This window comes from Halapricum sp. CBA1109 (assembly GCF_009741825.1).
Lineage (GTDB): Archaea > Halobacteriota > Halobacteria > Halobacteriales > Haloarculaceae > Halapricum.
In genome coordinates, this window is record NZ_WPCA01000043.1 from 1 (window position 1) to 20,181 (window position 20,181).

The window sequence follows — 20,181 nt, forward strand, 5'->3', positions numbered from 1 at the left end:
CCCCGGCGACGCAAGCACTGCAAGGCTCGAAGAGCCCGAAGCGCACAGCGAGCCGCGGGACCGGAACTGGCCGAGGGCTTTCTATCGCTTCTCCCTCTTCTCTGAACACCATACCGCGTGGAACGACAGCGGGCAAATTATTAGCGGCCGTCGTCTGGATTGGATATGGATCTGGGAGCGATCACGGCCCACGACGCCGTCGACGCCGACAGCGACCTCCGCCCGGCGGCAGTGATCGTCCCCGTCGTCGAGCGACCGAACGGCCCGCACGTCCTCTTTACCAAGCGGGCCGAACACCTCGAAGACCACCCCGGGCAGATGAGTTTCCCCGGCGGCGGCTACGAACCCGAGGACGACGACCTCCGGGCGACCGCCCGGCGGGAAGCGGACGAGGAGATCGGACTCGACCCCGCCGAGCCGTCGTTTCACGGCCGCCTCGACGACTTCGAGACTGTCACCCACTACGTCATCCGGCCGTTCGTCGCCACCGTCCCCGACCGGCCGTACGAACCGGGCGACGACGAGGTGGCCGAGATAGCAGTCCTCGCCCTCGCCGACATCCTCGACCCCGACAACTACGAGACGGAGATGCGCGAGCACCCGAGTTACGGCCGCGTCCGCCTGCACTACTTCCACGTCGACGGCTACACCGTCTGGGGCGCGACGGCGGCGATGCTCGTCCAGTTCCTCGAACTCGCCACCGACTGGGAGTCCCCGCCCGACCCCGAACAGGTGCTCGACCACGACGCCGACAGCCTGCCGTGATCCGGAACGTCGCGGTCGTCGGGGCCGGCGCCGAGGAAGTCAGACCGCTCGTCCCAGCGCACCCAGACGGCCTCGGACTCGACCTCGACATCTTCGGGTCGCTCCGCCTGCAGTGCGGCGCGGTCCCCGTCGGCGAGACGCCCCGACTCCTCGACCCACAGGTCCGGGTCGAGCACCGTCGCGTCCGGGCACTCGAAACGCTGGTTCGGGCGCCCGTCGCTGCTCCCGAGCGGTTCGACCGTGACCGACCGGGTGTTGCTCGCCCGAACCGCGTTCGGATCGACGGCCGCGACGGTCGGCGTCTCGTCCCACCCGTCAGGAGCGCGGACCCGGAGCCAGTGACGCGCCTCGCCGAACTCCGTCGTCGCCGTCGTCTCGCCGTCGACGTAGAGCCTGACGACTCCCGATGCGGACAGCCCACCCGTCCGGTCGTCGACCTCGACCGCGACCCACTCGCCGTCGGACGCCCGTCGGCGCTCCCAGACGAGGACCGTCCCGTCGCCGGCGTCCGCCAGCGACCACAACAGCGAGAGCGGCCCGCCCCGGAGCGGCGCGTCGAACCCCAGATACAGCGTGCGGTCCGCGTCCGCCCGTCCTCGGAACGGACGGACCGGGAGCGAGTCGACGGTCGCCGTCGTCCCGTTCGCCGCTGTCGCCAGTCGGGGCGTCCGCTCCGGTCCGTCGAACGCCACCGAGAGACCGCCGAACGTCGGGACCTGATCGCGGTATGCGCCGGCGACCAGCCGGACCCGTATCCACGGCCCGCGGTGGCCGGAGACCGTCGTCGCCGCCGCGTCCGCCGGGACCGACACGGTGACCGTCCCGGGCGTCCGCAACGCGTCTGTTCCGTCCGTCTCGACCGGGAGCGGCGTCCAGCCGTCGCCGTCGTGGTACTCCCACGAGAGCGTCGGCGGCCCAGTTGCGACCGGGACCGTCCCGGTGTCGAGGTCGATGTCCGAGGCCGACTCGTCGGCAGATTCGAACGTCAGGTCGACCGACGCCTCCGGTGTGGCGAAGGCGGCCGACCGGAGGTACAGCGTCGACGGTGGCTGTGGCGTCCGCCCGAACGGGGACAGCGGCTCCGAGGGCGACAACGGCACGTCGTTGGCGATAGCCGCGTCCGGCGGCGTCGCCGACCGGCCGACGGTGATCGTCACGTCTTCGAGGACCGACTCCGGGTCGCGTCCGGCGCGCGACACCGGAGCCAGTGGGACTCGACGCCGTCGACCGATACCGGAACCGTCTCGCCCGGTAGGACGAACCGCTCGCGGACGACACCGGGATCTGTCTCCCGTGCGGTCTGCCGATCACGAAGCCCGTCGATCCCCGACGGAGACGGCCGCTCCGCGGTCGGGAGGGGATGCCAACCGACTGCTCCGTCTGGCGGGTCGCCATAGTACTCCCAGACGAGGTCGCCGTCGAGTGGGCGGTCCGTCTCGGCGGTGACCGTCACGACGGTTCCCGCCGCAGCGTCGAGGGCGTCCTCGCCGACGTAGAGCCGACGGTGCTGACGATCCTCGCCCGAGAACAGCGTCGTCCGGCCGTCCTCCGCCACCGCGTCCGTGTGGTCGAGAGTCCGCGCGCCGTCCGGGTCGACCGCGTAGGCGGCGACCGGCGACGCTGGGGTCGCCTCGACCGCCTCGTCCGTCTCGAATCGCTCGCCATCGGCCGTCTCCGTCCGCGTCCCGGCCGGAATCGGAACGTTCCGCTCCGCATCGGTGTCGAGCGTGAACGAGAGCGGTAGCCGCGCCGCGGTCGGTCGGCGGCGGTCGGTCCCGACGATGTCGGCGAACGCCCGTCGCTGTGCCGCCGGGAGGCGGTCGACTCGGTCGACGAGCGCCGCGCCGAACTCGGCTCCGATACTGACAAGCGCCGTCGCCCCGTCCCGGCTCTCCGGGTCCCACTCGGGCAGATACGTCGCCGCCCGCGATTCGAGGGCCGACCGCAACGCGTCCTCGTCGCGGCCGTCGAGCGTCGGGGGTCCGGTCATCCGTCTCCCTCCCGCAGTGAGAACGGATAAGCTACGGTCGAGCGCTCGTCCGTCGATTGTAGCCGGTAGCCGACGTCGATCAGGACCGCTCCGGGGTCGTCCCCGCGGGTCGCGTCGACCGACTCGACCGCGATTCGCGGCTCGTGGGCGGAAAGCGCCTCCCGGACCGACGTCTCGATGCGGTTCAGTGTCGCCGGCGTCACCGCCGAGAACGTCTGCTCGTGGATCGCACAACCGAACTCGGGGCGCATCAGCCGCTCGCCCGGCGCGGTCCCGAGAATGATCTCTATCGCCGTCTCGATGTCGTCCTCGCCGGTCACGCTCACCACGTCGCCGTCCGCGACGGTCACGGGGAACGCCCACCCGGTCCCGCGGCCGTGGTCATCCATTCGTGCCCACCCGAACCGACGGACAGCCGGTCGTGATCCTGTTCGGCGGGCCGTTCTCGACGATGGTATCCCCGACGCTGGTCGCCGGGAGCCCGTTTATCAGGACGGTCGGCTCCCCCTGACTGACGACGCCCCCGACGTGCGGGACGGTCCCGCTGGTCAGCGGGCAGGTGTGCGTGTCGACGGCCGCTCGCCACGCCGGTCGTCCCCCGACGAGAACGTTCGGACTGCCGCCCGGGGCGAGCGGTGTGCCGTGCGCCGTGCCGTCGCCGGCGCGTGCCATCAGTGACATCAGTTGAGCGAGATGAGCGAGCCGCTGATCGACAGCGGTCCCGTCGCCGACAGGCTCGTTCCCCCGGTGCTAGTCGTCTTCAGTTGTCCCGAACTCGACAGCGAGAGCGTCGAGTCCGCCGCCAGCGAGAGCCGACCCGCGTCCGCCGTCAGGCGGTCGCCGGCGTCTATCTCGACCGTCGGGGCCGACAGCGTCAGGCAGTCCGCCGCCGAGATGGATAGCTCGCCGGCCTCGCCGTCGAGGCGGATGCGGCTGTCGCCGTCCGTTATCTCGATCCGCTCGCCGCCGTCGTCGAGGTCGATCCGGTGGCCGCCGGCGGTGGTGATCGAGACACCGCCGCCGTCGCCGTCGGCGAAGTCGACCCGGTGGCCCGCCCGTGTGGTAATCGTTCGGACCGTCGGGTCGTCGGCCGGGTCCGACTCCGGCGGTGCGTGCTCGCCGTTCCACAGCGACCCGACGACGAACGGGCGGTGGATGTCACCGCCCGCGAAGGCGACCAGCACCTCGTCGTCGACGGCGGGCCGGAACTGCACGCCGCAGTCGGGCCCGGCCATCGGCGTGGCGACCCGCGCCCACCGGCTTCGATCTTCGGCCGCCCGCCACGGGAACCGCAACCGAACCCGACCCCGGCCTTCCGGGTCGTCGGTGTCGGCGACGACGCCGACCCTGACCCCGGTGAGGCCGTCACCATCGAAGGGACCGGCGTGGCTCACGCCGCCACCTCCCGCACCTCGAAGTCGGTCCGGTAGCCCGACTCGCCGAGCCGATGCGTCGCCGCCGTGACGAGGTACGTCGTCGAGAACGGGTCGCCGAGGCCGGCGAGTTCGACCGTCTCGCCGGCCCGTATCGCGGGCGTCCCGTGCGCCACGCCGTGCCCTTCGAGGAGGCCGTCGGTCGCCACCCTGTGCGTCTCGGTCGCTATCGTCTCCGTCTCCGCTCGTGTCATAGCTGGAACTCTGAACACCTCGGTCGCGTCCGCGTCCGTCGGCCCGGCCGTGGCGACGTGTTCCGTTCGCCGGTCGGGGTCCCACGACCGGACCTCGACAGCCTCCGACCCGTCCCGGCGGCGTTCGCCGTCGAACTCGCCGAGTCGGTCGCCGTACCGGAGCGTCGCGGCCGGGTCGACCGAACTCGACGCTCGCCGCGGGGCCGGAAGACGGCGGTGTCGCGGCGGGCGTAGAACCGGAACCCGTAGGTCTCTGCCAGCGCCGCGAGAAACCGGTAGTCGCTACGGTTGTCCTGGAACAGCCACTCCCGTTCGACCGACGCCGCGACGTCGAGGCTGTCGAACGCGTAGGGCGACAGCACCGACTCGACGACGTCCCCGAGAGTCGTCTCCCGCCACGACCGGGAGTCAGTCCCGGTCATCGTCGCCCGCAAGCGGCCAAAGCCGGTCACCGTCACCGACGGGGCGGTCGAGCGGTCGAACGACGCCCGGACGCCGTCGACGCGCCCCGAGAACAGCGGCGTCAGGTCGTCGCCGTAGCCCATCGCTATCGAGACGTCCGTCCCGGCCGCGAGCGACTCCCACGGAAGCCCCCGGAATGACCCGTCCTCGAAGGGGTACTGCAGGGTGGCGGCGAACCGGTCCGCCCCGTCGACTGTCGTCTCGACGACGAGGTCACCGACCGCGCCACCCGTCCCGTCGAACTGTCGGTCGCCGAGTTCCATCCGGTATCGAGGGGCGTACCGCGGTTCGGTCCCGGTCATCGCGGCGGCACCTCCAGTTCGGTGCCCGCGGGAACGTCCCGCGGGTTCGAGATGTCGTTGTGCGAGGCGATGGTCCGCCACGCCGAGGGGTCGTCGTAGGCCTCGGCGGCGACGGCCGACAGCCGTTCGCCTTCCGTGAGTACCCGGCGTCTCGTGGTATCGGTCGCCGCGGCCGCGTCCGGCGGCGACGCCTCGCTCGCCCGGTACTCCCGGAAGGTCACGTCGACACGCGCACGGACGGGGACGCCGCTGGGCCGGAACTTCGTGAACCGCTTGTCCGCCCGTTCGAGGACCGCGGTGAAGTCGAGCCCCTCGCCCCAGACGAACCGGCAGACCGGCGGCGCACCGATGTCGTCGTCGACCGACAGCAGCGTGTCGACGTGGTCGACGTAGGCCGTCCGGACGTCAGTCGGCTCCGCCCGGTCGGTCGTGTCGAAAAACAGCTCCATCGACAGCGTCTCGGCCCCGCCGTCGACGAACTGCGTGAGCGGCGCCCCCGTCCCGGCGGCCGTCAGGTCGTCGTAGGTCGCCGTCTTCTCCATCCGGTACGCGGAGGGGTTGAACGCACACTCGACGCTCGTTCCCGCCTCGGCACCGTTACAGATCGTTATCGTCGCGGTCTCGTGGCGCATCTACAGCCCCCGCCGTCGGCGCTCGGTCCGGAGCGACGTTCGAAATCCCGGTACAGGCGTCTGAGTACTCGATCCGTTCCCGCCGACAGCGCCGGGCCCTCGACGCTCCCGTCCTCGCTGACCTCGGCGTCGATGTCCGCGAGCGTCGGCAGCGACCCGTCTCCGGGCGCGTCCCCCTCGTCGGTCGTCGTCCGAACGTCCCCGTCGGTTTCCGTGGCCGAAACCGTCACGCCGTCGCCCGTTTCCCGGGACGGGTCACCGCCCTCCCGGGCGTCGGGACCGCCGCTCGATTGCCGCCGGTCGACTGGCGGCGTCTCGGGGGACGTACGCTCTCGGTCCGTCGCTCCCGCGTCCTGCCGGTCGACTGCGGACCCAGTGCTTGACCGGTCCCCCGTAGACGGCTGATCGAGCGTCGCCTCACTCAACCGTTCGTCGTCCGTATCCCGACCGTTGCCGCCGGAGCGAGCGTCGGTCGCCGCGTCCTCGTACCGGAGTGTCGGCGCGTCCGCCGTCGCCCGTTCGACACCGGGCGGTCGATCCGTCGGGGCGCCGCTGTTCGTCGCGGGACCGACCGGCAGCGTCCCCAGTCCCGCCGCCGTCTGGCCGGTTCGCGTCCAGGCCGACGACCGGACCCGGTCGCTCGCGGCCGACGCGGGACGGCCGTGTCTGAGCGCGAACGACCGGACGGCGAGGCGGACGCTGGAGGCCGACAGCCCCGCCGCAGGGGCGGTTCTGGCGAGGCGAAACACCGCGGCGGCGAACCGACTGAGCGACCGGAGCGACGACGACGAATCGGATTCCTCCCCGTCCGTCTCCGTCGCCGTCGAAGTCAACGGCGGGAGCGACGCCGTCCGGGGACGGTCAGCGTCGGAACTGTCGACTGTGTGGGTACCACCGCGGTCCTCGGACGGTTCGGACTCGGCCCGGGCGACGGTAGTCTGCGGTCCGAGCCGAGCGGTCGGGCCCGGGTCGGTCCGCTGTCCGGGTGTCGTCGACCGGTCCGCCACGCCGGAGCGGGGACCGGAATCCACGGATACGAGCGTCGTCGAACGCGACCGGGAGACGGTCGATTGGAGCCCCGGGGCGGTGCCGTCCGGCGACGGGCGGTTCGCACCGAGGCCAGCGACCAGCGACAGCGCCGGCGTCTCCCGGGGCCCGAAAGCGATACCGACCGGGAGCGTCCCGTTGAACCGACCGACTCCGGCGCCGAGCGTCCCGAGAGACCGCACTTCCGACGACCGCCCCGGGGACCACCCGGCGGCCACGAGTCCCCGGTCCCGCGGTCGGGTGAGCGTCGAGTGCCGTGTCACGGCCCCGGTTGCGTCGGTACCGTACATAAACCTCGGCCCGGAGAGGAATACTATATACACGTATAAGGTGTGTGCAACACTGCCCGATTGTATGCGCAAAACCCTTAATTAGGATACGAACGTCCACCAAAACGCAATGGAAGCAGAAGGAATGGGAACGTACCCCGGATACGTCAACAGGATCGTCGAAGAAGCGCGCGAACACGAAACGAACGTCGAGACCGAGAGCAACCCCCGAGTGCCAGAGGCTGCCGACTGACCGTGACGACCGGCCCCGACCGGTGAGTCACCGTGATCCGTCGGCGGCCTGTGCCGCCGCCGACACCTGCTGTGGTGGAGTGACATGGCACTCCACCGACTCCGTCGGCCCATCCCGCCCGCTGTGCCCGGGCGGCGGCCGTGACGGGCGGCGTTTCTGCCGCTTTTCGATTGGTTCCGGGAGAGCTCACTCGACGGTTATCTGTCGGTCGAACGCGGGCTTGAGTTGACTGATCACCTTCGGGTCGTGAGCGTCCGGATCGATGTGGAAGTGTCCGATACCGTTCGCCTCGCGGAGTTGCCCCGTGAACATGTGGAGGAACTTGAACGCCGACTGGACGTCGACGAACTGCAACAACTCCGTCAGCGAGTCCAGACAGACGACCAGTTGGTTCTCCGGATCGACGTCGTTGAGGTAGTTGTTCAACCGCATCCCCAGTCCCGTCAGGTCGTTGGGGTTGGCCGTGGTGACGGCGACGGTGTCCCCGTCGGTCGGGTCGGTGACGCCCTCGAAGTCCGCCGCGCCGCCGACCACGACGATACCGGTCCGGGCGGGCATCTCGCCGACAGTCTCACGCCAGTCGTCGAGCAGCGACTGCGGGTCGTCGGAGTAGGTGATCCGCAACACGTCGAGGCCGGCCGGGTCCCCGGGTGCCAGCAACTCCTGACACCGGTCGTGGCGGGCCGCCGACAGCGACGGCGCCTGCAGCAACACGTTCGTCCCCGGGTCGATTGCCACCATCAGTTGCTTCCCTCCGGACCCGGCGGTTGCTGGACGCGCATATACGGCCTCTCGTCGAGGTACTCCACGAGCCGGGTCGACCCGAGGAAACCTGCGGGCGATTTCTCCAGTTTGATGTACTGGAGCCCGCGGTCGTCGATCCACGTCGAGACGGTCTGCCACGCGGCGTTGGCGTAAAACGCCGACAGGCGGTCGCTCATCGTCTCCGGGTTGAACAGGTACAGCGACGTGTCACCGGGGAGATAGAGGTTCTCCTCCTCCCAGAACCGGACCTGCCGGAGTTCGTCGTCGGTGAGCAGCGGCAACTGGGCCTCGACGTTGATCACGCTGAGCATCTCCCGGTCGCCCCGGCGCTCGTCGATAGTCCGGAACACCGCCTCCGGGCCCTCGTCTTCGTGTTCGGCCGGTTTGAACACGTTCCGCCGGGTGTTCTCCCAGATGTCGGCGAAGTCGACCAGAAAGAACCGGTCGTCGTTCAGCAACGCGTCCATATCACCGACTCGCTCGTCGATTATCTCCCGGAGGCGCTTGGGCGGTAGCTCGACCGGCGGGACGATGGTGACTGCCATCCCGTCGTCGATTGCCGAGCGACCGGCGGGACGATGGTGACTGCCATCCCGTCGTCGATTGCCGAGGCCAGAAGCGTCGTCAGGATAGAGTGTGGGCTGGCCTGCCCGTCGTGTTTGAGGAGGGTCGACCCGCCGCGGACGATGCCCCCGCCCAGCAGGGCGTCCAGTCCGTCGATACCGGTCGAGAGGTACTCGTCCGGGACGAACTCGCCGGGGTGAGTCCGGCGGCGGGGACTGATCCGGATGCCGCCGTCGGCGAACGTTATCTCGTAGGTCCGGGTGTCGTGGTCGACGCCGCGCATCTTCACCACCTCGACGAACCGGTGGTCGTCGCCGTCGATACGCTCGCGGTAGAGCCTGAGGACGCCGTGGGTGTTGAACTGGATGGCGTCGCTCGCCGCGACAGTTTTGATCCCGTCGCCGGTCGGCGTCGGATCGCTCTCCTCGGCAGTCAACAGCGCCGTCGCCTCGAACTCGTCGTTGAACAGGCGGATGAGGTCGAGGATGGTCCGGCGGAACACGTCCTTGTTGTCGCCCATCGCCGAGAGCCCCGAGGCGCTGTCGAGAACCACCCGGTCGACCGGGGCGTACTGTTCGAGGTGCTGAACGATGTACTGGGCCTCGAACGGCGCGGAGTACTCCCCGCCGAGCATCTGCCCGCCCTCCAGCGTCTCCAGCGTGAGTTCCGGGTCGTCGCCGCCGTCGACGGTGTAGCCCGTCGTCGCGTGGATGGACGTGACCGTCAGGTCCTCGTGATCCATCTCGAAGTCGAAGTCGGCGAAGGCGTCGGCCAGTTCCTCGTAGGTCTGTTCGGTGCTGACGTACAGACACTCCTCGCCGGCGTCGAGGCCGGCCTGTAAGTACTGCATCGCCAGCGTCGACTTGCCGGTTCCCGGACCGCCCGTCACGAGGACCGAGCGCCGCGGCGGGAACCCGCCGTCGAGAATATCGTCGAGTGTCGCACTCCCTGTCGAAACAACCATACTGTACGGTAGGAACGGCGCCACATTAGTGTGGTGCGGCCAGCATCAGGGCTGATACTCCGACCTGTCGGCGAACAGCCCTCGCCGCATCGACCAGTCGTAGTCGGCGTAGGACAGCGACGGGTCGGCGTCGTCCGGGACACAATCGTACGCCCGCAGGATCGATCTGATACCCGAGCCGCCGCCGAAGTCCCCACGGTACCACAACAGCAACCGGGGGACCGTCGCCGTCGTCGTTTCCGGGTCGTACGTGACTTCCTGCCGGAGATACGACCGCGTGGCGAGGTCCAGTTGCGCGTCGACGGCGTCGGCCTCGTACGCCCTGATGGGCGGACAGGAAGTCGCCCCGCAGTTCAGCGCGAAGTGGATCCGCCAGTCCCGGGCGTCGACGCGGTGGCGTCGCTCGAACGCCGACGGGAACGGGTCCGGAACGTATCCCATCCCCATCGGCGATTTGGAGCGCCGGAGGATGCCGTGTTCGACGGCGTCGAGCGAGAGCCACTCGCCCGCGACCGGGATGGCCTCGTGACCGAAAAATCGCCGCCTGCTGTCCTCGTACTCCGCGGGATACCGGTCCAGCAGTAGCTGTGCGTAGGCGTTGTAGACGTTACACCAGAACGCGAGGCGGGCGTCGTCGGTGTCGAGAGCGGCCGCCAGCACGGCGTCGTCGAGCGACCCGATGCGCGTCTCCAAGCCGCGGGTCGGTTCGCCCTCCCGGACGGCGACCAACAGGTCCCGGGCGAGCGCCGTCGGATCGGTGTCCATCGGCCCGGCCTACGGTCGCGGGGTGGATAACCCTACTGCGGTCGTGTCCGGCGGTCGCTCACTCCTCGGTGTCCGCCTCGGCGCCGATGTCCACGACCAACACGGGGACGGCCGCGTTCGAGACGACGCGCTCGGTGACGCTCCCCAGTGCGACCCGGCGGTTGCGGCCCGTCCGGCCGTGGGTCCCCATCACCACGAGGTCGCTGTCGCTGTCCGCGGCGTAGTCGAGGATGGTCTTGTAGGGGATGCCCTCCTCGATGGTCGTGGCCACGGCGACGCCCTCGTCGGCCAGTCGCGTCTCGGCGTCCTCGATGGCCCGTTCGCCCTCGACCTCCAGCGAGGCTCTGACCTCGTCTTTGGTGTCGGCCGAGGCCGCCCGGTACCGGCGCTGGTCGATCACGTACAGCACGTCGACGGTCGCGTCGTTGTCGCGGGCGATAGCCGCCGCGTGGTCCAGCGTCTCGGCCGTCGCGCTCGACCCGTCCGTCGGAACGAGTATCCGGTCGTACATACCGTCCCGTTCTCCCTCCGATACCATAGGTGTGGGTGTCGAGGAACCCCGAAAAACGCAGTCCGCGCGCCGCCCGACCGCGGGGAGTCGAGAGCGCTACTTCTCCTCGTCTTTCAGTTCTTCCAGTTCCGCTTCGACCTCCGAGTCGGCGACGTCGGGGTCGCTCTCGACGCCATCGACGTCGCTCACGTCGACGTCCTCGGCGCTCGCCGTCTCCTCGGCGTCGGTCTCGGTCGTCGCGTCCGCGCTCGCCGTCTCAGTATCCTCGGCGGACTGGCCCATCTCGGATTTGAGCGTCTCCAGTTCCGCGTCGACCTGACTGTCGGTGCTCATCTGTTCGAGTTCGCGGTCGAGTTCGTCCTTGTCGGTGAGGGCGTCCTCGAAGGCACCGCTCTGCTGGAGTTCGTCCATCGCTTGGGCTCGCGCCTCCATATCCTCGGTCCGCTCCTCCGCTCGCTCGATGGCCCGACCCACGTCCTCGAACTCGTCGCCGGCGCCGGTCATCGCCTCGCCGACCTTCGCCGAGGCCTCGGCGGCCTCGTAGCGGGCCTTCATCGTCTCCTTTTTCGTCCGGAACTCCTCGATGCGGGACTGGAGGGTGTTCTTCTGTTCGACCAGTCGGTCCTGCTGGTCTTGAAGGTCGGCGATCTGGGTTTCGAGGCCCTCGATCTGGTTCATCTTCTGTTTTTTCTTCTCTAAGGCCTTCCGGGCGAGGTCCTCACGGTCCTGCCGGACGGCCTCGCGGGCCTGTTCGTTGTGCTTCTCGACGTTCTCCTCCAAGCGGCGCTTCTGTATCTCCAGTCGCTTCTTCTGGGTCGTCAGGTCGGCGATACCCTGTTTGACGTCCTGCAACTGGTCGCGCAACTGCTCGTAGGAGTAATCGAGGGTCTCGGAGGGGTCCTCCGCCCGGTTGAGGACGGCGTTGAGTTTCGAGCGGATGATGTAGGAGGCGCGCGAGAGGATTCCCATACACGTGCTTTGTGGCCGCTGGTCATAAATCTCTTACACTTGTTCGGTGTTTTTGTCCCCGCGCGCCCTGAGAACGACCGTGTCGGAACGCGTCGTCGTCCCCGGCGGCCGCGACGTTCGCGCGTCCGCGAGGGCCCCGACAGCGACCGGATCGTCGTCTGTTGTCCGCCACACCCACAGATGGGCGGGTCCCGCTCGGACCCGCGCGTCCGGGCGATCAGCGACGCCCTCGTCGACCGCGGTATCGCCTGCCTCCGTTTCGACTACGGCCCGTGGGACGAGGGCCGCGGCGAGGTGGCCGACGCCGTCGCCGCCCTGCGGTGGGCCCGCGAACGATACGACGCCGTGGGGCTTGCGGGCTACAGTTTCGGCGGCGGCGTCGCGTTGCTGGCCGCAGTTGAATCGTCCCCCGACGCGCTGGCGGTGCTGGCGCCGGTCTCGACCGTCGGCGACCGTGACGCCGCGACCGCCCTCGCCTCGCTGTCCTGTCCGCTCGCGGTCGTCTACGGCGAACGGGACGACACCGCAGACTGGCGGGCCGTCGTCGACGCCGTCCGGGACCGCGGTGGGACGGTCGAGGCGCTCGACGCCGACCACTTCTTCGTCGGCCGCCGCGAGCAGGTCGGCGAATCGATAGCGGCGTTTCTGGACGGGCGAGTCGGCCCCGCGCCCGACTGACCGCCGCGTTCGAGTAACGTTATGTGACCGGCGGGCGACGCGACGAACATATGGGGGACGACATCGACGACATCGCCGACACGCTGGGAGCGGTCAAGGCCGGCGAGGACCTCTCGACGCTGCCGGTCACGACCGTCGAGGACGACGGCCAGATGGTGACGCTCCGCCTGCAGACGCCGGCCGGGAACGTCTTCGCCCGGGAGTTCAAGCGCCCGCCGGTGTGGGGCGCCAACTGCGACCTCAAACGACTGGTCGACGGCCTCGGCGTCGACCACGACAGTCTGGAGACGCTGGAGGGCGAGTCCCTGCCCGTCAGGCGCGAGGTGGTCGATGGCCGGCCGCGATTCGAACTGGATTTCGAGCGGATCACCGCCGAGTCGGCCTGACGAGGGGGTCCTCGCGTCGCTCCGCCAGCGAGGTTGACAGGTGTCCACGAACCGGGCCGGTCCCGAAATCGTTTTGCCTCGCCGCCGCGCACCGTCGGTATGCCCACGGAGTACGACCCCACGCTGGGGAACAAGTTCGTCTTCGTCACCGGCGGGGTGATGTCCGGTCTGGGGAAAGGTATCACAGCCGCCAGCACCGGCCGTCTCCTGAAAAACGCCGCTTCGACGTGACCGCAGTCAAGATAGACCCGTACCTCAACGTCGACGCCGGGACGATGAACCCCTTCCAGCACGGCGAAGTGTACGTCCTCAAAGACGGCGGCGAGGTCGACCTCGATCTGGGGAACTACGAGCGGTTCCTCGACGAGGACATGACCTTCGACCACAACGTGACGACTGGCAAGACCTACAAGCACGTCATCGAGAAGGAACGGGCCGGGGACTACCTCGGCAAGACCGTCCAGATCATCCCCCACATCACCGACGACATCAAGCGCCGCATCCGCGAGGCCGCCGAGGGGACCGACGTCTGTCTGGTCGAAGTCGGCGGCACCGTCGGCGACATCGAGGGGATGCCCTATCTGGAAGCCCTCCGGCAGTTCGCCCACGAACAGGACGACAACGACATCCTCTTTACCCACGTCACGCTCGTCCCCTACTCGAAAAACGGCGAGCAGAAGACAAAGCCCACCCAGCACAGCGTGAAGGAACTCCGCTCTATCGGTCTCCAGCCGGACATTCTGGTCGGGCGCTGTGAGGACCGTCTGGACCCCGACGTCAAAGAGAAGATAGCGCTGTTCTGTGACGTGCCGACCGACGCCGTCTTCTCGAACCCCGATGTCGAGGACATCTACCACGTGCCGCTGATGGTCGAGGAGGAAGGCTTAGACGAGTACGTGATGCAGGAACTCGGGCTGGCCGAACGTGCTCTGCCCGCCGAGGAACGGGACAACACGTGGCGGAACCTCGTCACGCAGGACACCACCGGCGAGGTCGACATCGCCCTCGTCGGCAAGTACGACCTCGAAGACGCCTACATGTCCGTCAACGAGGCGCTGAAACACGCCGGCCTCGAGAAAGGCGTCGACGTGAACGTCCGCTGGGTCGATTCGGACGAGGCCGACGTGACCGAGAGCGAGAACCTCACCGAGGCCGACGGCGTCGTCGTCCCCGGCGGCTTTGGCTCCCGCGGCACGGAGGGCAAGATCGAAGCGATCCGCTACGCCCGCGAGAACGACGTGCCCTTCCTCGGCCTCTGTCTGGGCTTCCAGATGGCCGTCGTCGAGATGGCCCGCAACGTCTTGGGCTACGAAGCGGCCCACTCCGCGGAGATGGACGAGGAGACGCCCGACCCGGTTATCGACATCCTGCCCGAGCAGGAACACACCGACGATATGGGCGGCACGATGCGGCTGGGTGCCCATCAGACCGACATCACGCCCGGGACGCTGGCCGAAGACCTCTACGACTCGACGGTCTGCACCGAGCGCCACCGCCACCGCTACGAAGTCAATCCCGAGTACTTCGAGGACTTCGCCGAGACCAGTATGGTGTTCTCCGGCCGCGCCGGCCGCCGGATGGAGATTCTCGAACTCGACGATCACCCCTACTTCATCGGGACGCAGTTCCACCCCGAGTTCCGCTCGCGCCCGACGCGGGCCTCACCGCCCTTTGTCGGCCTGCTGGAGGCCGTGCTGGGCGAACATGACCAGACGACGACGGAAACGGAGGTCGAAGCATAATGGTAGACGTCGACAGCTTCATCGACGAGAAGGTAGAAGAGATTTCCGAGGAAGTCGGCGAGAAAAACGCCGTCATCGGCCTCTCCGGTGGCGTCGACTCCTCGACGGCCGCCGCGCTGGCCTACGAGGCCATCGGCGACCAACTCACCGCCGTCTACGTCGACACCGGCCTGATGCGCAAAGGCGAGACCGAACAGATCCGCGAGACCTTCGAGTATATGGACAGCCTCCGGATCGTCGACGCGAAAGACCGCTTCCTCGACGCTCTCGGCGGCGAAACCGACCCCGAGGAGAAACGCCACATCATCGGCGAACAGTTCATCCGGGAGTTCGAGGAAGTCGCCCGAGAAGTCGACGCCGACTACCTCGTCCAGGGGACCATCTACCCCGACCGCATCGAATCGGAGGGGACGATCAAGTCCCACCACAACGTCGGTGGTCTGCCCGAGCGCATCGACTTCGACGGCATCGTCGAACCGATGCGGGACCTCTACAAGGACGAGGTCCGGGAGGTCGCCCGGGAACTCGATCTGGAGTCGATCATCGCCGAGCGGATGCCGTTCCCCGGTCCGGGGCTCGCCGTCCGCATCATCGGCGAGGTCACCGAGGAGAAACTCGAGGTCGCCCGCGAGGCAAACCACGTCGTCGAGGAGGAACTGGAGGAGTACGAACCCTGGCAGGCGCTTGCGGCGGTCATCGGCAAGGCCACCGGCGTCAAAGGCGACAACCGCGTCCACGGCTGGGTCGTCGCCGTCCGCTCGGTCGAAAGCCGGGACGGGATGACCGCCCGCGCACAGGAGATCGACTGGGAGACCCTCCAGCGGATGCAGTCACGCATCACCGGCGCCCACGAGAACGTCGCCCGCGTCGTCTACGACGTGACCCACAAGCCGCCCGCGACCATCGAGTACGAGTAGCGGGCCGGCCTCACCCGAGCAGGCCGCTGGCGACGATACCGACGCCCAGCGACGCGAACACCGATCCCAAAAGCGTCGCCGTCCCGGCGACGACGTACGGCCACGTGTCAGTCACCTGCTCTAGGGACGCCTCCTCGGGCGTGCCCGAGAGGAACGTCGCCGAGACGGTCTGGCCCTCCGTGTAGTCCTCGACGATTGACTCGGCGACCGACCGCGACCCGGAGGGCGGGTCACGGCCCTCCCTGAGCCGGTCCGATTCGTAGCGGTCGCCGTCGAAACGGTAGCGATAGCGGACCCGCGGTTCGAAGACGCCGTCCTCGACCTCCCGGACCGACGCCTCGATCACCTCGGCGTCGACGGTTCGGGTCTGGCGGTGCCGCCGGTAGAGCCCGACTGCGAGACGGCCGCCGTACCACAGCAACACGCCGCCGACGAGGACGAACGGGAGGCCGGCGGCGACGACGAGTACCGAAACCATATCCGAGGGAAGCCGCTCGTCCGGAAAGACCCTTCCCATCCCCAACGCGAAACGCACAAGCCCGCGCCTGCCGAGGGAAATAGCATGAACGTCATCGTCGCCGGGGTGGACGCCGAACCGGTCGCCGACGCCGTCGAGTCAGAAGGCCACAGCGTGACTGTCGTCGACGTCGCCAACCGGCCGACGCTGGAGGAGTCGGGGGTCCACGAGGCCGACGTGTTCGTCCTCACGGAGATTGAACAGGCCACGTCGATAGCTATCGCCAAGGACCTCGCACCGGAGATTCGGGTCGTCGTCTACGCCGAGGGGTCGCTCCCGGATTTCGCCCGCGGACAGGCCGACTTGGTCGTCGATCCGCGGCTCATCGACGCCGAGACGGTCGCCGAGGAACTGGAACACTGACGCGGGCGAGGCGGCAGACTGCCGGGTCCGAGACAGGAGAGCGACGGTAGCGGCGTCGTCCGAGCGATTATTTTTATTCCCGGCCGGCCAACGGCGGCTATGGACCCGACAGTGCAGTCGGACCTCGACGGACAGGTCGCACTGGTCACCGGTGCGACCCGCGGCCTCGGCGCGGCCATCGCCGACCGACTCGTGGCGTTGGGCGCGACAGTGTACGCCGGGGCGCGGTCCCCCGAGGACGTGACCGACGACGACCGCCGCGTCGTCGAACTGGACGTGACCGACGACGGCGACTGCGCGGCGGCGATAGACCGTATCGAGAGCGAGAGCGGGCGCCTCGACGTGCTGGTCAACAACGCCGGGGTGATGGGACCGGACACCGCGCTCGCGGACACACCAGTGGCGGAGTTCGACCGCGTGGTCGAGACGAACTTCCGCGGGCCGGTCGTGCTGTCGCGGGCGGCGCTGCCCCTGTTGCTCGACCGCGAGGCCCCACGGATCGTGAACGTCGCCTCGGACATGGGACAGCTCAACGGACCCAACGACGGCGGCTATCCGGCCTACCGGATGTCGAAGGCGGCGCTGAACGGACTGACGACGACGCTCGACGGCGACTACGGCCACCGCGGACTGCTCGTCAACGCCGTCTGTCCCGGCTGGACACAGACGTCGATGGGCGGGGCGGACGCGCCGCGAAGCGTCGAGGAGGGCGCAGACACGCCGGTGTGGCTCTGTCGGTTCGGGCCGGACAGCCCGTCGGGGCTGTTCTGGCGTGACCGGGAGCCAATGGAGTACTAGGCGGCCGGGAGCCACACCGTGACGGTCGTGCCGTCGTCGACGGCGAAGTCGATACGCCCGCCGGCGCGTTCGACGAGCCACGTCACCATCCACAGGCCGATGCCGCTGCCGTGTTCAAGCGGCGTCTCGACGCCGGCCTCGATGACCGCCAGTTCCTGCTCGGGGAGGCCCGGACCGCTGTCTCCGACCGTCAGTTCGACGCCGTCCCGGGCGGGCGAGAGCGCGACCGAGACGGTCGGGTCCGGGCCGTCGGCGTGTTCGATGGCGTTGACGAGCAGTTCGGTCAGCGCCACCTCGATGGAGGCGTCGACATCGACCAGCCACGACGACCGCTCGCCGACGCTCGTCTGCACGTCGGCCTCGGGGTAGTCGTGTCTGACCTGTTCGACGACGGCGTCGAGGACGAACGCGACATCGACGGGGCGGTTCTCCTCCTCGCCGTCCAGCGACTGGGAGAGCGCGCCGACCTTGTCGCTGCGGTCGATCACCTCGTCGACGGTGTCGATGATCCGGCGTGCCCGGTCGCGGGCCGACCCCGAGAGGTCATCAGCCAGCAGTTCAGCGTTGCCCCGGACGACGTTCATCTCGTTGCGGAGGTTGTGCCGGAACAGCCGGTTCATCACGTCCAGTCGCTGCTCGCGCCGGGTGCGGTCGGTCACGTCACGGAGGGCGACGATGGACCCGGAGACGGTGCCGTAAGCGCGGTCGAACGCCGAGACGCGGACGTCGTAGTACCGCGTCACGTGCCCGTCGTCGAGCGTTATCTCGTACTGGCCGGGACCCTCGGCGACGACGGCGGCGAGGTCCGGGATGGGGAGGCGGTTGCCGACGGCCGTCGAGCGGTCGCCCGGGAGCAACCGCTCGGCGGCGGGGTTACAGTCGACGAGCGTGTCGGTGTCGTCGACGATGAACACCTGGTCGTCGAGTTCGGCGACCAGCGCTTCCCGGCCCAACTCGCGGGCGGCCGGGGAAACCGAAAGCAGCCGGTCCCGGTAGATAGCGCCGACGAGGACGGCGCCGCTGACGACGAACGCCGGTCCGGTCGGGTCGAGGTCGGTCGGGAGGAGCCCGTAGGCGGCGAGCGTAGAGACCACGAGCGGGACGGCGACGGCGGCGAGCAGCGCACTCGCCTGCGTCTGAAACAGCCGTTCGGCCCGTGCAGAGACGGTGACCAACAGCCACGCCCCGGCGGCGACGAGGACGTAGACGTAGACCATATGGCCCCAGAACGCCAGCGACTCGGTGGCGACGAAGGCGGTGTAGCCGTCGACGACGACGATGTTCCAGTCCGGCCCCCAGACGAGGTGGTGGCTGTCGTTGGTCCACAAAAGCGCCGAGTAGACGACCGGTTCGACGAGCAACAGCGGCGCGGTCCACGGAGAGAGGTTGCGGTCGTAGCCGGTGTACTCGAATACCGCCAGCAGCCACGCAAGCGGGACGATGCCGGCGATGGCATAGCCGATGGTCGCCCAGTACTTCGTGGCGATACCGGGCGTGGCGAGCGACAGCGCCTCCGCGAGCGACAGGAGACTGGCCGAGAGCAAAAATAGCGACAGCGGTCCGCCGCCGGCGGTGTCGCGGTTGAGCCACGCGTACAGCGCCATCCCCGTCCCGCCGACTGCGACCAGCAGAACCGCCGGGAGATACAGCGACAGAAGCATCGCCTGCTATGCGATTTCAGGCGCGCAGGTTAAAACGTTCCCCCGTCTCAGCTGGCGCGCCCGGAGCGCCGCCCACACGCCGAGTGCACCGAGCACCAGCGCCGGCACCAGCGGCACCACGAGGTAGGTGTCACGGAGCGTGAGGCCGAACGCCGCGATGGAGGTCTGTGCCGGCGGGAGCAACACGATGACCCACGGGACGACGAGGAAGGCGACGACGAGGGCGGCGACGACGACCCACCCGCGCCAGCCGAACTCGTCGTCCTCCGCGGGGGCCTGCCGCGGCGGTTCGCCGGATGGCCGGTGGACGTACTCCTCGTCATCGTCCTCAGCCATCGTACACCTCGTCGGGGACGACGATGACTTTCCCGAACCCCTCGCGGTCCTCAAGCAGTTCGTGGCCACGGGCCGTCTCGCTCATCGGTAGCGTCTCCCGGATGCGCGGCTCGAAGGTGCCGTCGAACACCAACTGCAGGACGCGGTCGACGCTGCCCGGGGCCGCCATCGTCGACCCGATGACCTGTAGCTGGTTCCAGAAGATGCGGTTGAGGTCCGTCTCGGGCGTCCCGCCGGTGGTGGCCCCGCAGGTCAACACGCGGCCGCCCTTCGCCAGCGCGGCCAGCGACTCCCGCCACGTGGCCGCGCCGACGTGGTCGACGACGACGTCGACGCCCCGGCGGCCGGTCAGGTCGCGGACTCGCTCGGCAAACTCGCCGTCGGCGTAGTCGAGGGTGTAGTCGGCGCCGATGGCGGCGGCGTACTCCCGCTTGCGCTCGGAGCCGGCGGTCGCGTAGACGGTACAGCCGGCGTGGGCGGCTATCTGGACCGCGGCGTGGCCGACGCCCCCGCTCGCGCCCAACACGAGGACGGACTCGCCGGCCGAGATGTCGCCGCGTTCGATCAGCAGCCGCCACGCGGTGCCAAAGACAAGCGGCGCGGCCGCCGCCGTCGCCCACGAGACGCCATCCGGGACGGCGACGAGGTTGTCCGCGGGGACGACGGCCGTCTCGGCGTGGACACCCCGAGAGTGTTCCCCGATGACGCCGTAGTCGACGCACATCGAGGGCTCGCCGTCGCGGCAGAACTCACACCGGCCACAGGACTGGGCCGGCCACACCGCGACGCGGTCGCGGGCGCGAACCGCCGGACGCCCTCGCCGACGTCGGTGACGACGCCCGCGGCGTCGCTCCCGGGGACCGGTGTGGCATCGGAGAGGTCGAGGCCGGGCAGGCCC

General features: G+C 69.1%; 24 protein-coding genes and 2 pseudogenes. 8 read left to right on the forward strand and 18 right to left on the reverse strand.

All coding sequences use genetic code 11. The features are described from left to right. The first annotated feature begins 165 nt into the window (after positions 1-165). Positions 166-765 (forward strand): CoA pyrophosphatase, encoded by a 600-nt coding sequence (locus tag GJ629_RS06710; protein WP_157512304.1) that lies wholly within the window; start codon positions 166-168, stop codon positions 763-765. A gap of 1,153 nt (positions 766-1,918) precedes the next feature. On the opposite strand, the gene GJ629_RS06715 is transcribed toward GJ629_RS06710, so the two are convergent. From GJ629_RS06715 to GJ629_RS06745, 8 genes are read right to left on the reverse strand one after another with little or no spacing between them, the layout of a single operon-like run. Continuing rightward, positions 1,919-2,755: a baseplate J/gp47 family protein gene (locus tag GJ629_RS06715; RefSeq protein WP_157512305.1), complete on the reverse strand. Its 837-nt coding sequence runs from the start codon at positions 2,753-2,755 to the stop codon at positions 1,919-1,921. Further along, entirely contained in the window at positions 2,752-3,144 is a 393-nt protein-coding gene (locus tag GJ629_RS06720; protein WP_157512306.1) for a GPW/gp25 family protein, read from the reverse strand. The genes GJ629_RS06715 and GJ629_RS06720 overlap by 4 nt, the downstream gene beginning before the upstream one ends. Continuing rightward, positions 3,137-3,436: a PAAR domain-containing protein gene (locus GJ629_RS06725; RefSeq protein ID WP_157512307.1), complete on the reverse strand. Its 300-nt coding sequence runs from the start codon at positions 3,434-3,436 to the stop codon at positions 3,137-3,139. The genes GJ629_RS06720 and GJ629_RS06725 overlap by 8 nt, the downstream gene beginning before the upstream one ends. Then, complete coding sequence (locus GJ629_RS06730; RefSeq protein WP_157512308.1) at positions 3,436-4,149, reverse strand: phage baseplate assembly protein V; 714 nt, start codon at positions 4,147-4,149, stop codon at positions 3,436-3,438. Before GJ629_RS06730 ends, GJ629_RS06725 begins: the two co-directional genes overlap by 1 nt. After that, a complete protein-coding gene (locus GJ629_RS16110; protein ID WP_197428472.1) occupies positions 4,146-4,382 on the reverse strand; it encodes a hypothetical protein in 237 nt (78 codons plus the stop codon). Before GJ629_RS16110 ends, GJ629_RS06730 begins: the two co-directional genes overlap by 4 nt. Continuing rightward, positions 4,379-5,146 carry a contractile injection system protein, VgrG/Pvc8 family gene (locus tag GJ629_RS06735; protein WP_197428474.1) on the reverse strand — a complete coding sequence of 256 codons (768 nt, stop codon included), beginning with the start codon at positions 5,144-5,146 and terminating at the stop codon, positions 4,379-4,381. Before GJ629_RS06735 ends, GJ629_RS16110 begins: the two co-directional genes overlap by 4 nt. After that, positions 5,143-5,778, reverse strand: a complete 636-nt coding sequence (locus GJ629_RS06740) for a LysM peptidoglycan-binding domain-containing protein (RefSeq protein WP_157512309.1) — start codon at positions 5,776-5,778, stop codon at positions 5,143-5,145. Before GJ629_RS06740 ends, GJ629_RS06735 begins: the two co-directional genes overlap by 4 nt. Then, on the reverse strand, positions 5,754-7,088 hold the full coding sequence (locus GJ629_RS06745; protein ID WP_157512310.1) for a hypothetical protein: 1,335 nt from the start codon (positions 7,086-7,088) through the stop codon (positions 5,754-5,756). The genes GJ629_RS06740 and GJ629_RS06745 overlap by 25 nt, the downstream gene beginning before the upstream one ends. 136 nt (positions 7,089-7,224) lie before the next feature. Between GJ629_RS06745 and GJ629_RS17565 the strand changes: the two genes are divergently transcribed. Continuing rightward, positions 7,225-7,347, forward strand: a complete 123-nt coding sequence (locus GJ629_RS17565; RefSeq protein ID WP_255475219.1) for a hypothetical protein — start codon at positions 7,225-7,227, stop codon at positions 7,345-7,347. A gap of 186 nt (positions 7,348-7,533) precedes the next feature. On the opposite strand, the gene GJ629_RS06750 is transcribed toward GJ629_RS17565, so the two are convergent. From GJ629_RS06750 to GJ629_RS06775, 6 genes are all read right to left on the reverse strand, one after another. Then, on the reverse strand, positions 7,534-8,088 hold the full coding sequence (locus GJ629_RS06750; RefSeq protein WP_157512311.1) for a hypothetical protein: 555 nt from the start codon (positions 8,086-8,088) through the stop codon (positions 7,534-7,536). Beyond that, entirely contained in the window at positions 8,088-8,657 is a 570-nt protein-coding gene (locus GJ629_RS06755) for a hypothetical protein (RefSeq protein WP_157512312.1), read from the reverse strand. The genes GJ629_RS06750 and GJ629_RS06755 overlap by 1 nt, the downstream gene beginning before the upstream one ends. Continuing rightward, on the reverse strand, positions 8,600-9,640 hold the full coding sequence (locus GJ629_RS06760; protein ID WP_157512313.1) for an ATPase domain-containing protein: 1,041 nt from the start codon (positions 9,638-9,640) through the stop codon (positions 8,600-8,602). Before GJ629_RS06760 ends, GJ629_RS06755 begins: the two co-directional genes overlap by 58 nt. Positions 9,641-9,685: 45 nt before the next feature. Further along, positions 9,686-10,405: a DUF547 domain-containing protein gene (locus GJ629_RS06765; RefSeq protein ID WP_157512314.1), complete on the reverse strand. Its 720-nt coding sequence runs from the start codon at positions 10,403-10,405 to the stop codon at positions 9,686-9,688. 58 nt (positions 10,406-10,463) lie between these two features. Further along, positions 10,464-10,916 carry a universal stress protein gene (locus GJ629_RS06770; protein WP_157512315.1) on the reverse strand — a complete coding sequence of 151 codons (453 nt, stop codon included), beginning with the start codon at positions 10,914-10,916 and terminating at the stop codon, positions 10,464-10,466. A gap of 96 nt (positions 10,917-11,012) precedes the next feature. After that, complete coding sequence (locus tag GJ629_RS06775; RefSeq protein WP_157512316.1) at positions 11,013-11,885, reverse strand: PspA/IM30 family protein; 873 nt, start codon at positions 11,883-11,885, stop codon at positions 11,013-11,015. Positions 11,886-12,065: 180 nt separating this feature from the next. On the opposite strand from GJ629_RS06775, the gene GJ629_RS06780 reads away from it, so the two are divergent. From GJ629_RS06780 to guaA, 4 genes and pseudogenes are all read left to right on the forward strand, one after another. Beyond that, positions 12,066-12,563, forward strand: coding sequence for an alpha/beta hydrolase (locus GJ629_RS06780; protein ID WP_370515815.1), 498 nt, complete (start codon positions 12,066-12,068; stop codon positions 12,561-12,563). A gap of 50 nt (positions 12,564-12,613) precedes the next feature. Further along, positions 12,614-12,949, forward strand: coding sequence for a hypothetical protein (locus GJ629_RS06785; protein ID WP_157512317.1), 336 nt, complete (start codon positions 12,614-12,616; stop codon positions 12,947-12,949). Between the two features lie 99 nt (positions 12,950-13,048). Continuing rightward, positions 13,049-14,691: pseudogene (locus GJ629_RS06790) on the forward strand (CTP synthase). Beyond that, the gene (gene guaA / locus GJ629_RS06795) at positions 14,691-15,608 is read left to right on the forward strand and encodes a glutamine-hydrolyzing GMP synthase (protein WP_157512318.1); all 918 of its coding nucleotides are present in this window, start codon (positions 14,691-14,693) and stop codon (positions 15,606-15,608) included. Before GJ629_RS06790 ends, guaA begins: the two are co-directional and overlap by 1 nt. Before the next feature lie 10 nt (positions 15,609-15,618). Here guaA and GJ629_RS06800 read toward each other — a convergent pair whose 3' ends face one another. Further along, the gene (locus GJ629_RS06800; RefSeq protein ID WP_197428475.1) at positions 15,619-16,086 is read right to left on the reverse strand and encodes a DUF3592 domain-containing protein; all 468 of its coding nucleotides are present in this window, start codon (positions 16,084-16,086) and stop codon (positions 15,619-15,621) included. Between the two features lie 84 nt (positions 16,087-16,170). Here GJ629_RS06800 and GJ629_RS06805 point away from each other — a divergent pair, with 84 nt between their 5' ends. Together GJ629_RS06805 and GJ629_RS06810 are read left to right on the forward strand one after the other, a co-directional pair. Continuing rightward, positions 16,171-16,488 carry an NAD-binding protein gene (locus GJ629_RS06805; RefSeq protein WP_157512320.1) on the forward strand — a complete coding sequence of 106 codons (318 nt, stop codon included), beginning with the start codon at positions 16,171-16,173 and terminating at the stop codon, positions 16,486-16,488. A gap of 99 nt (positions 16,489-16,587) precedes the next feature. After that, positions 16,588-17,286 carry an SDR family NAD(P)-dependent oxidoreductase gene (locus GJ629_RS06810; RefSeq protein ID WP_157512321.1) on the forward strand — a complete coding sequence of 233 codons (699 nt, stop codon included), beginning with the start codon at positions 16,588-16,590 and terminating at the stop codon, positions 17,284-17,286. Here GJ629_RS06810 and GJ629_RS06815 read toward each other — a convergent pair. From GJ629_RS06815 to GJ629_RS06825, 3 genes and pseudogenes are all read right to left on the reverse strand, one after another. Then, entirely contained in the window at positions 17,283-18,947 is a 1,665-nt protein-coding gene (locus tag GJ629_RS06815; protein WP_157512322.1) for a histidine kinase N-terminal 7TM domain-containing protein, read from the reverse strand. The two genes, GJ629_RS06810 and GJ629_RS06815, sit on opposite strands and share 4 nt — an antisense overlap. Positions 18,948-18,953: 6 nt before the next feature. Continuing rightward, positions 18,954-19,283 carry a hypothetical protein gene (locus GJ629_RS06820; RefSeq protein ID WP_157512323.1) on the reverse strand — a complete coding sequence of 110 codons (330 nt, stop codon included), beginning with the start codon at positions 19,281-19,283 and terminating at the stop codon, positions 18,954-18,956. Beyond that, positions 19,276-20,181 (reverse strand): annotated as a pseudogene (locus GJ629_RS06825) (zinc-binding dehydrogenase); the annotation flags it as partial. The gene GJ629_RS06820 and the pseudogene GJ629_RS06825, both read right to left, overlap by 8 nt.

Excerpts from the sequence above, each read along its gene's own strand:
- GJ629_RS17565 (WP_255475219.1), top strand. The coding sequence starts at position 7,225 with ATGGAAGCAGAAGGAATGGGAACGTACCCCGGATACGTCAACAGGATC.
- GJ629_RS06785 (WP_157512317.1), top strand. The coding sequence starts at position 12,614 with ATGGGGGACGACATCGACGACATCGCCGACACGCTGGGAGCGGTCAAG.
- GJ629_RS06750 (WP_157512311.1), bottom strand. The coding sequence starts at position 8,088 with ATGGTGGCAATCGACCCGGGGACGAACGTGTTGCTGCAGGCGCCGTCG.
- GJ629_RS06735 (WP_197428474.1), bottom strand. The coding sequence starts at position 5,146 with ATGACCGGGACCGAACCGCGGTACGCCCCTCGATACCGGATGGAACTC.
- GJ629_RS06760 (WP_157512313.1), bottom strand. The coding sequence starts at position 9,640 with ATGGTTGTTTCGACAGGGAGTGCGACACTCGACGATATTCTCGACGGC.
- GJ629_RS06740 (WP_157512309.1), bottom strand. The coding sequence starts at position 5,778 with ATGCGCCACGAGACCGCGACGATAACGATCTGTAACGGTGCCGAGGCG.
- GJ629_RS06800 (WP_197428475.1), bottom strand. The coding sequence starts at position 16,086 with ATGGTTTCGGTACTCGTCGTCGCCGCCGGCCTCCCGTTCGTCCTCGTC.
- GJ629_RS06755 (WP_157512312.1), bottom strand. The coding sequence starts at position 8,657 with ATGGCAGTCACCATCGTCCCGCCGGTCGAGCTACCGCCCAAGCGCCTC.
- GJ629_RS06765 (WP_157512314.1), bottom strand. The coding sequence starts at position 10,405 with ATGGACACCGATCCGACGGCGCTCGCCCGGGACCTGTTGGTCGCCGTC.
- GJ629_RS06710 (WP_157512304.1), top strand. The coding sequence starts at position 166 with ATGGATCTGGGAGCGATCACGGCCCACGACGCCGTCGACGCCGACAGC.
- GJ629_RS06720 (WP_157512306.1), bottom strand. The coding sequence starts at position 3,144 with ATGGATGACCACGGCCGCGGGACCGGGTGGGCGTTCCCCGTGACCGTC.
- GJ629_RS16110 (WP_197428472.1), bottom strand. The coding sequence starts at position 4,382 with ATGACACGAGCGGAGACGGAGACGATAGCGACCGAGACGCACAGGGTG.
- GJ629_RS06715 (WP_157512305.1), bottom strand. The coding sequence starts at position 2,755 with ATGACCGGACCCCCGACGCTCGACGGCCGCGACGAGGACGCGTTGCGG.
- GJ629_RS06775 (WP_157512316.1), bottom strand. The coding sequence starts at position 11,885 with ATGGGAATCCTCTCGCGCGCCTCCTACATCATCCGCTCGAAACTCAAC.
- GJ629_RS06820 (WP_157512323.1), bottom strand. The coding sequence starts at position 19,283 with ATGGCTGAGGACGATGACGAGGAGTACGTCCACCGGCCATCCGGCGAA.
- GJ629_RS06805 (WP_157512320.1), top strand. The coding sequence starts at position 16,171 with ATGAACGTCATCGTCGCCGGGGTGGACGCCGAACCGGTCGCCGACGCC.
- GJ629_RS06815 (WP_157512322.1), bottom strand. The coding sequence starts at position 18,947 with ATGCTTCTGTCGCTGTATCTCCCGGCGGTTCTGCTGGTCGCAGTCGGC.
- GJ629_RS06780 (WP_370515815.1), top strand. The coding sequence starts at position 12,066 with ATGGGCGGGTCCCGCTCGGACCCGCGCGTCCGGGCGATCAGCGACGCC.
- GJ629_RS06725 (WP_157512307.1), bottom strand. The coding sequence starts at position 3,436 with ATGTCACTGATGGCACGCGCCGGCGACGGCACGGCGCACGGCACACCG.
- GJ629_RS06770 (WP_157512315.1), bottom strand. The coding sequence starts at position 10,916 with ATGTACGACCGGATACTCGTTCCGACGGACGGGTCGAGCGCGACGGCC.
- GJ629_RS06810 (WP_157512321.1), top strand. The coding sequence starts at position 16,588 with ATGGACCCGACAGTGCAGTCGGACCTCGACGGACAGGTCGCACTGGTC.
- guaA (WP_157512318.1), top strand. The coding sequence starts at position 14,691 with ATGGTAGACGTCGACAGCTTCATCGACGAGAAGGTAGAAGAGATTTCC.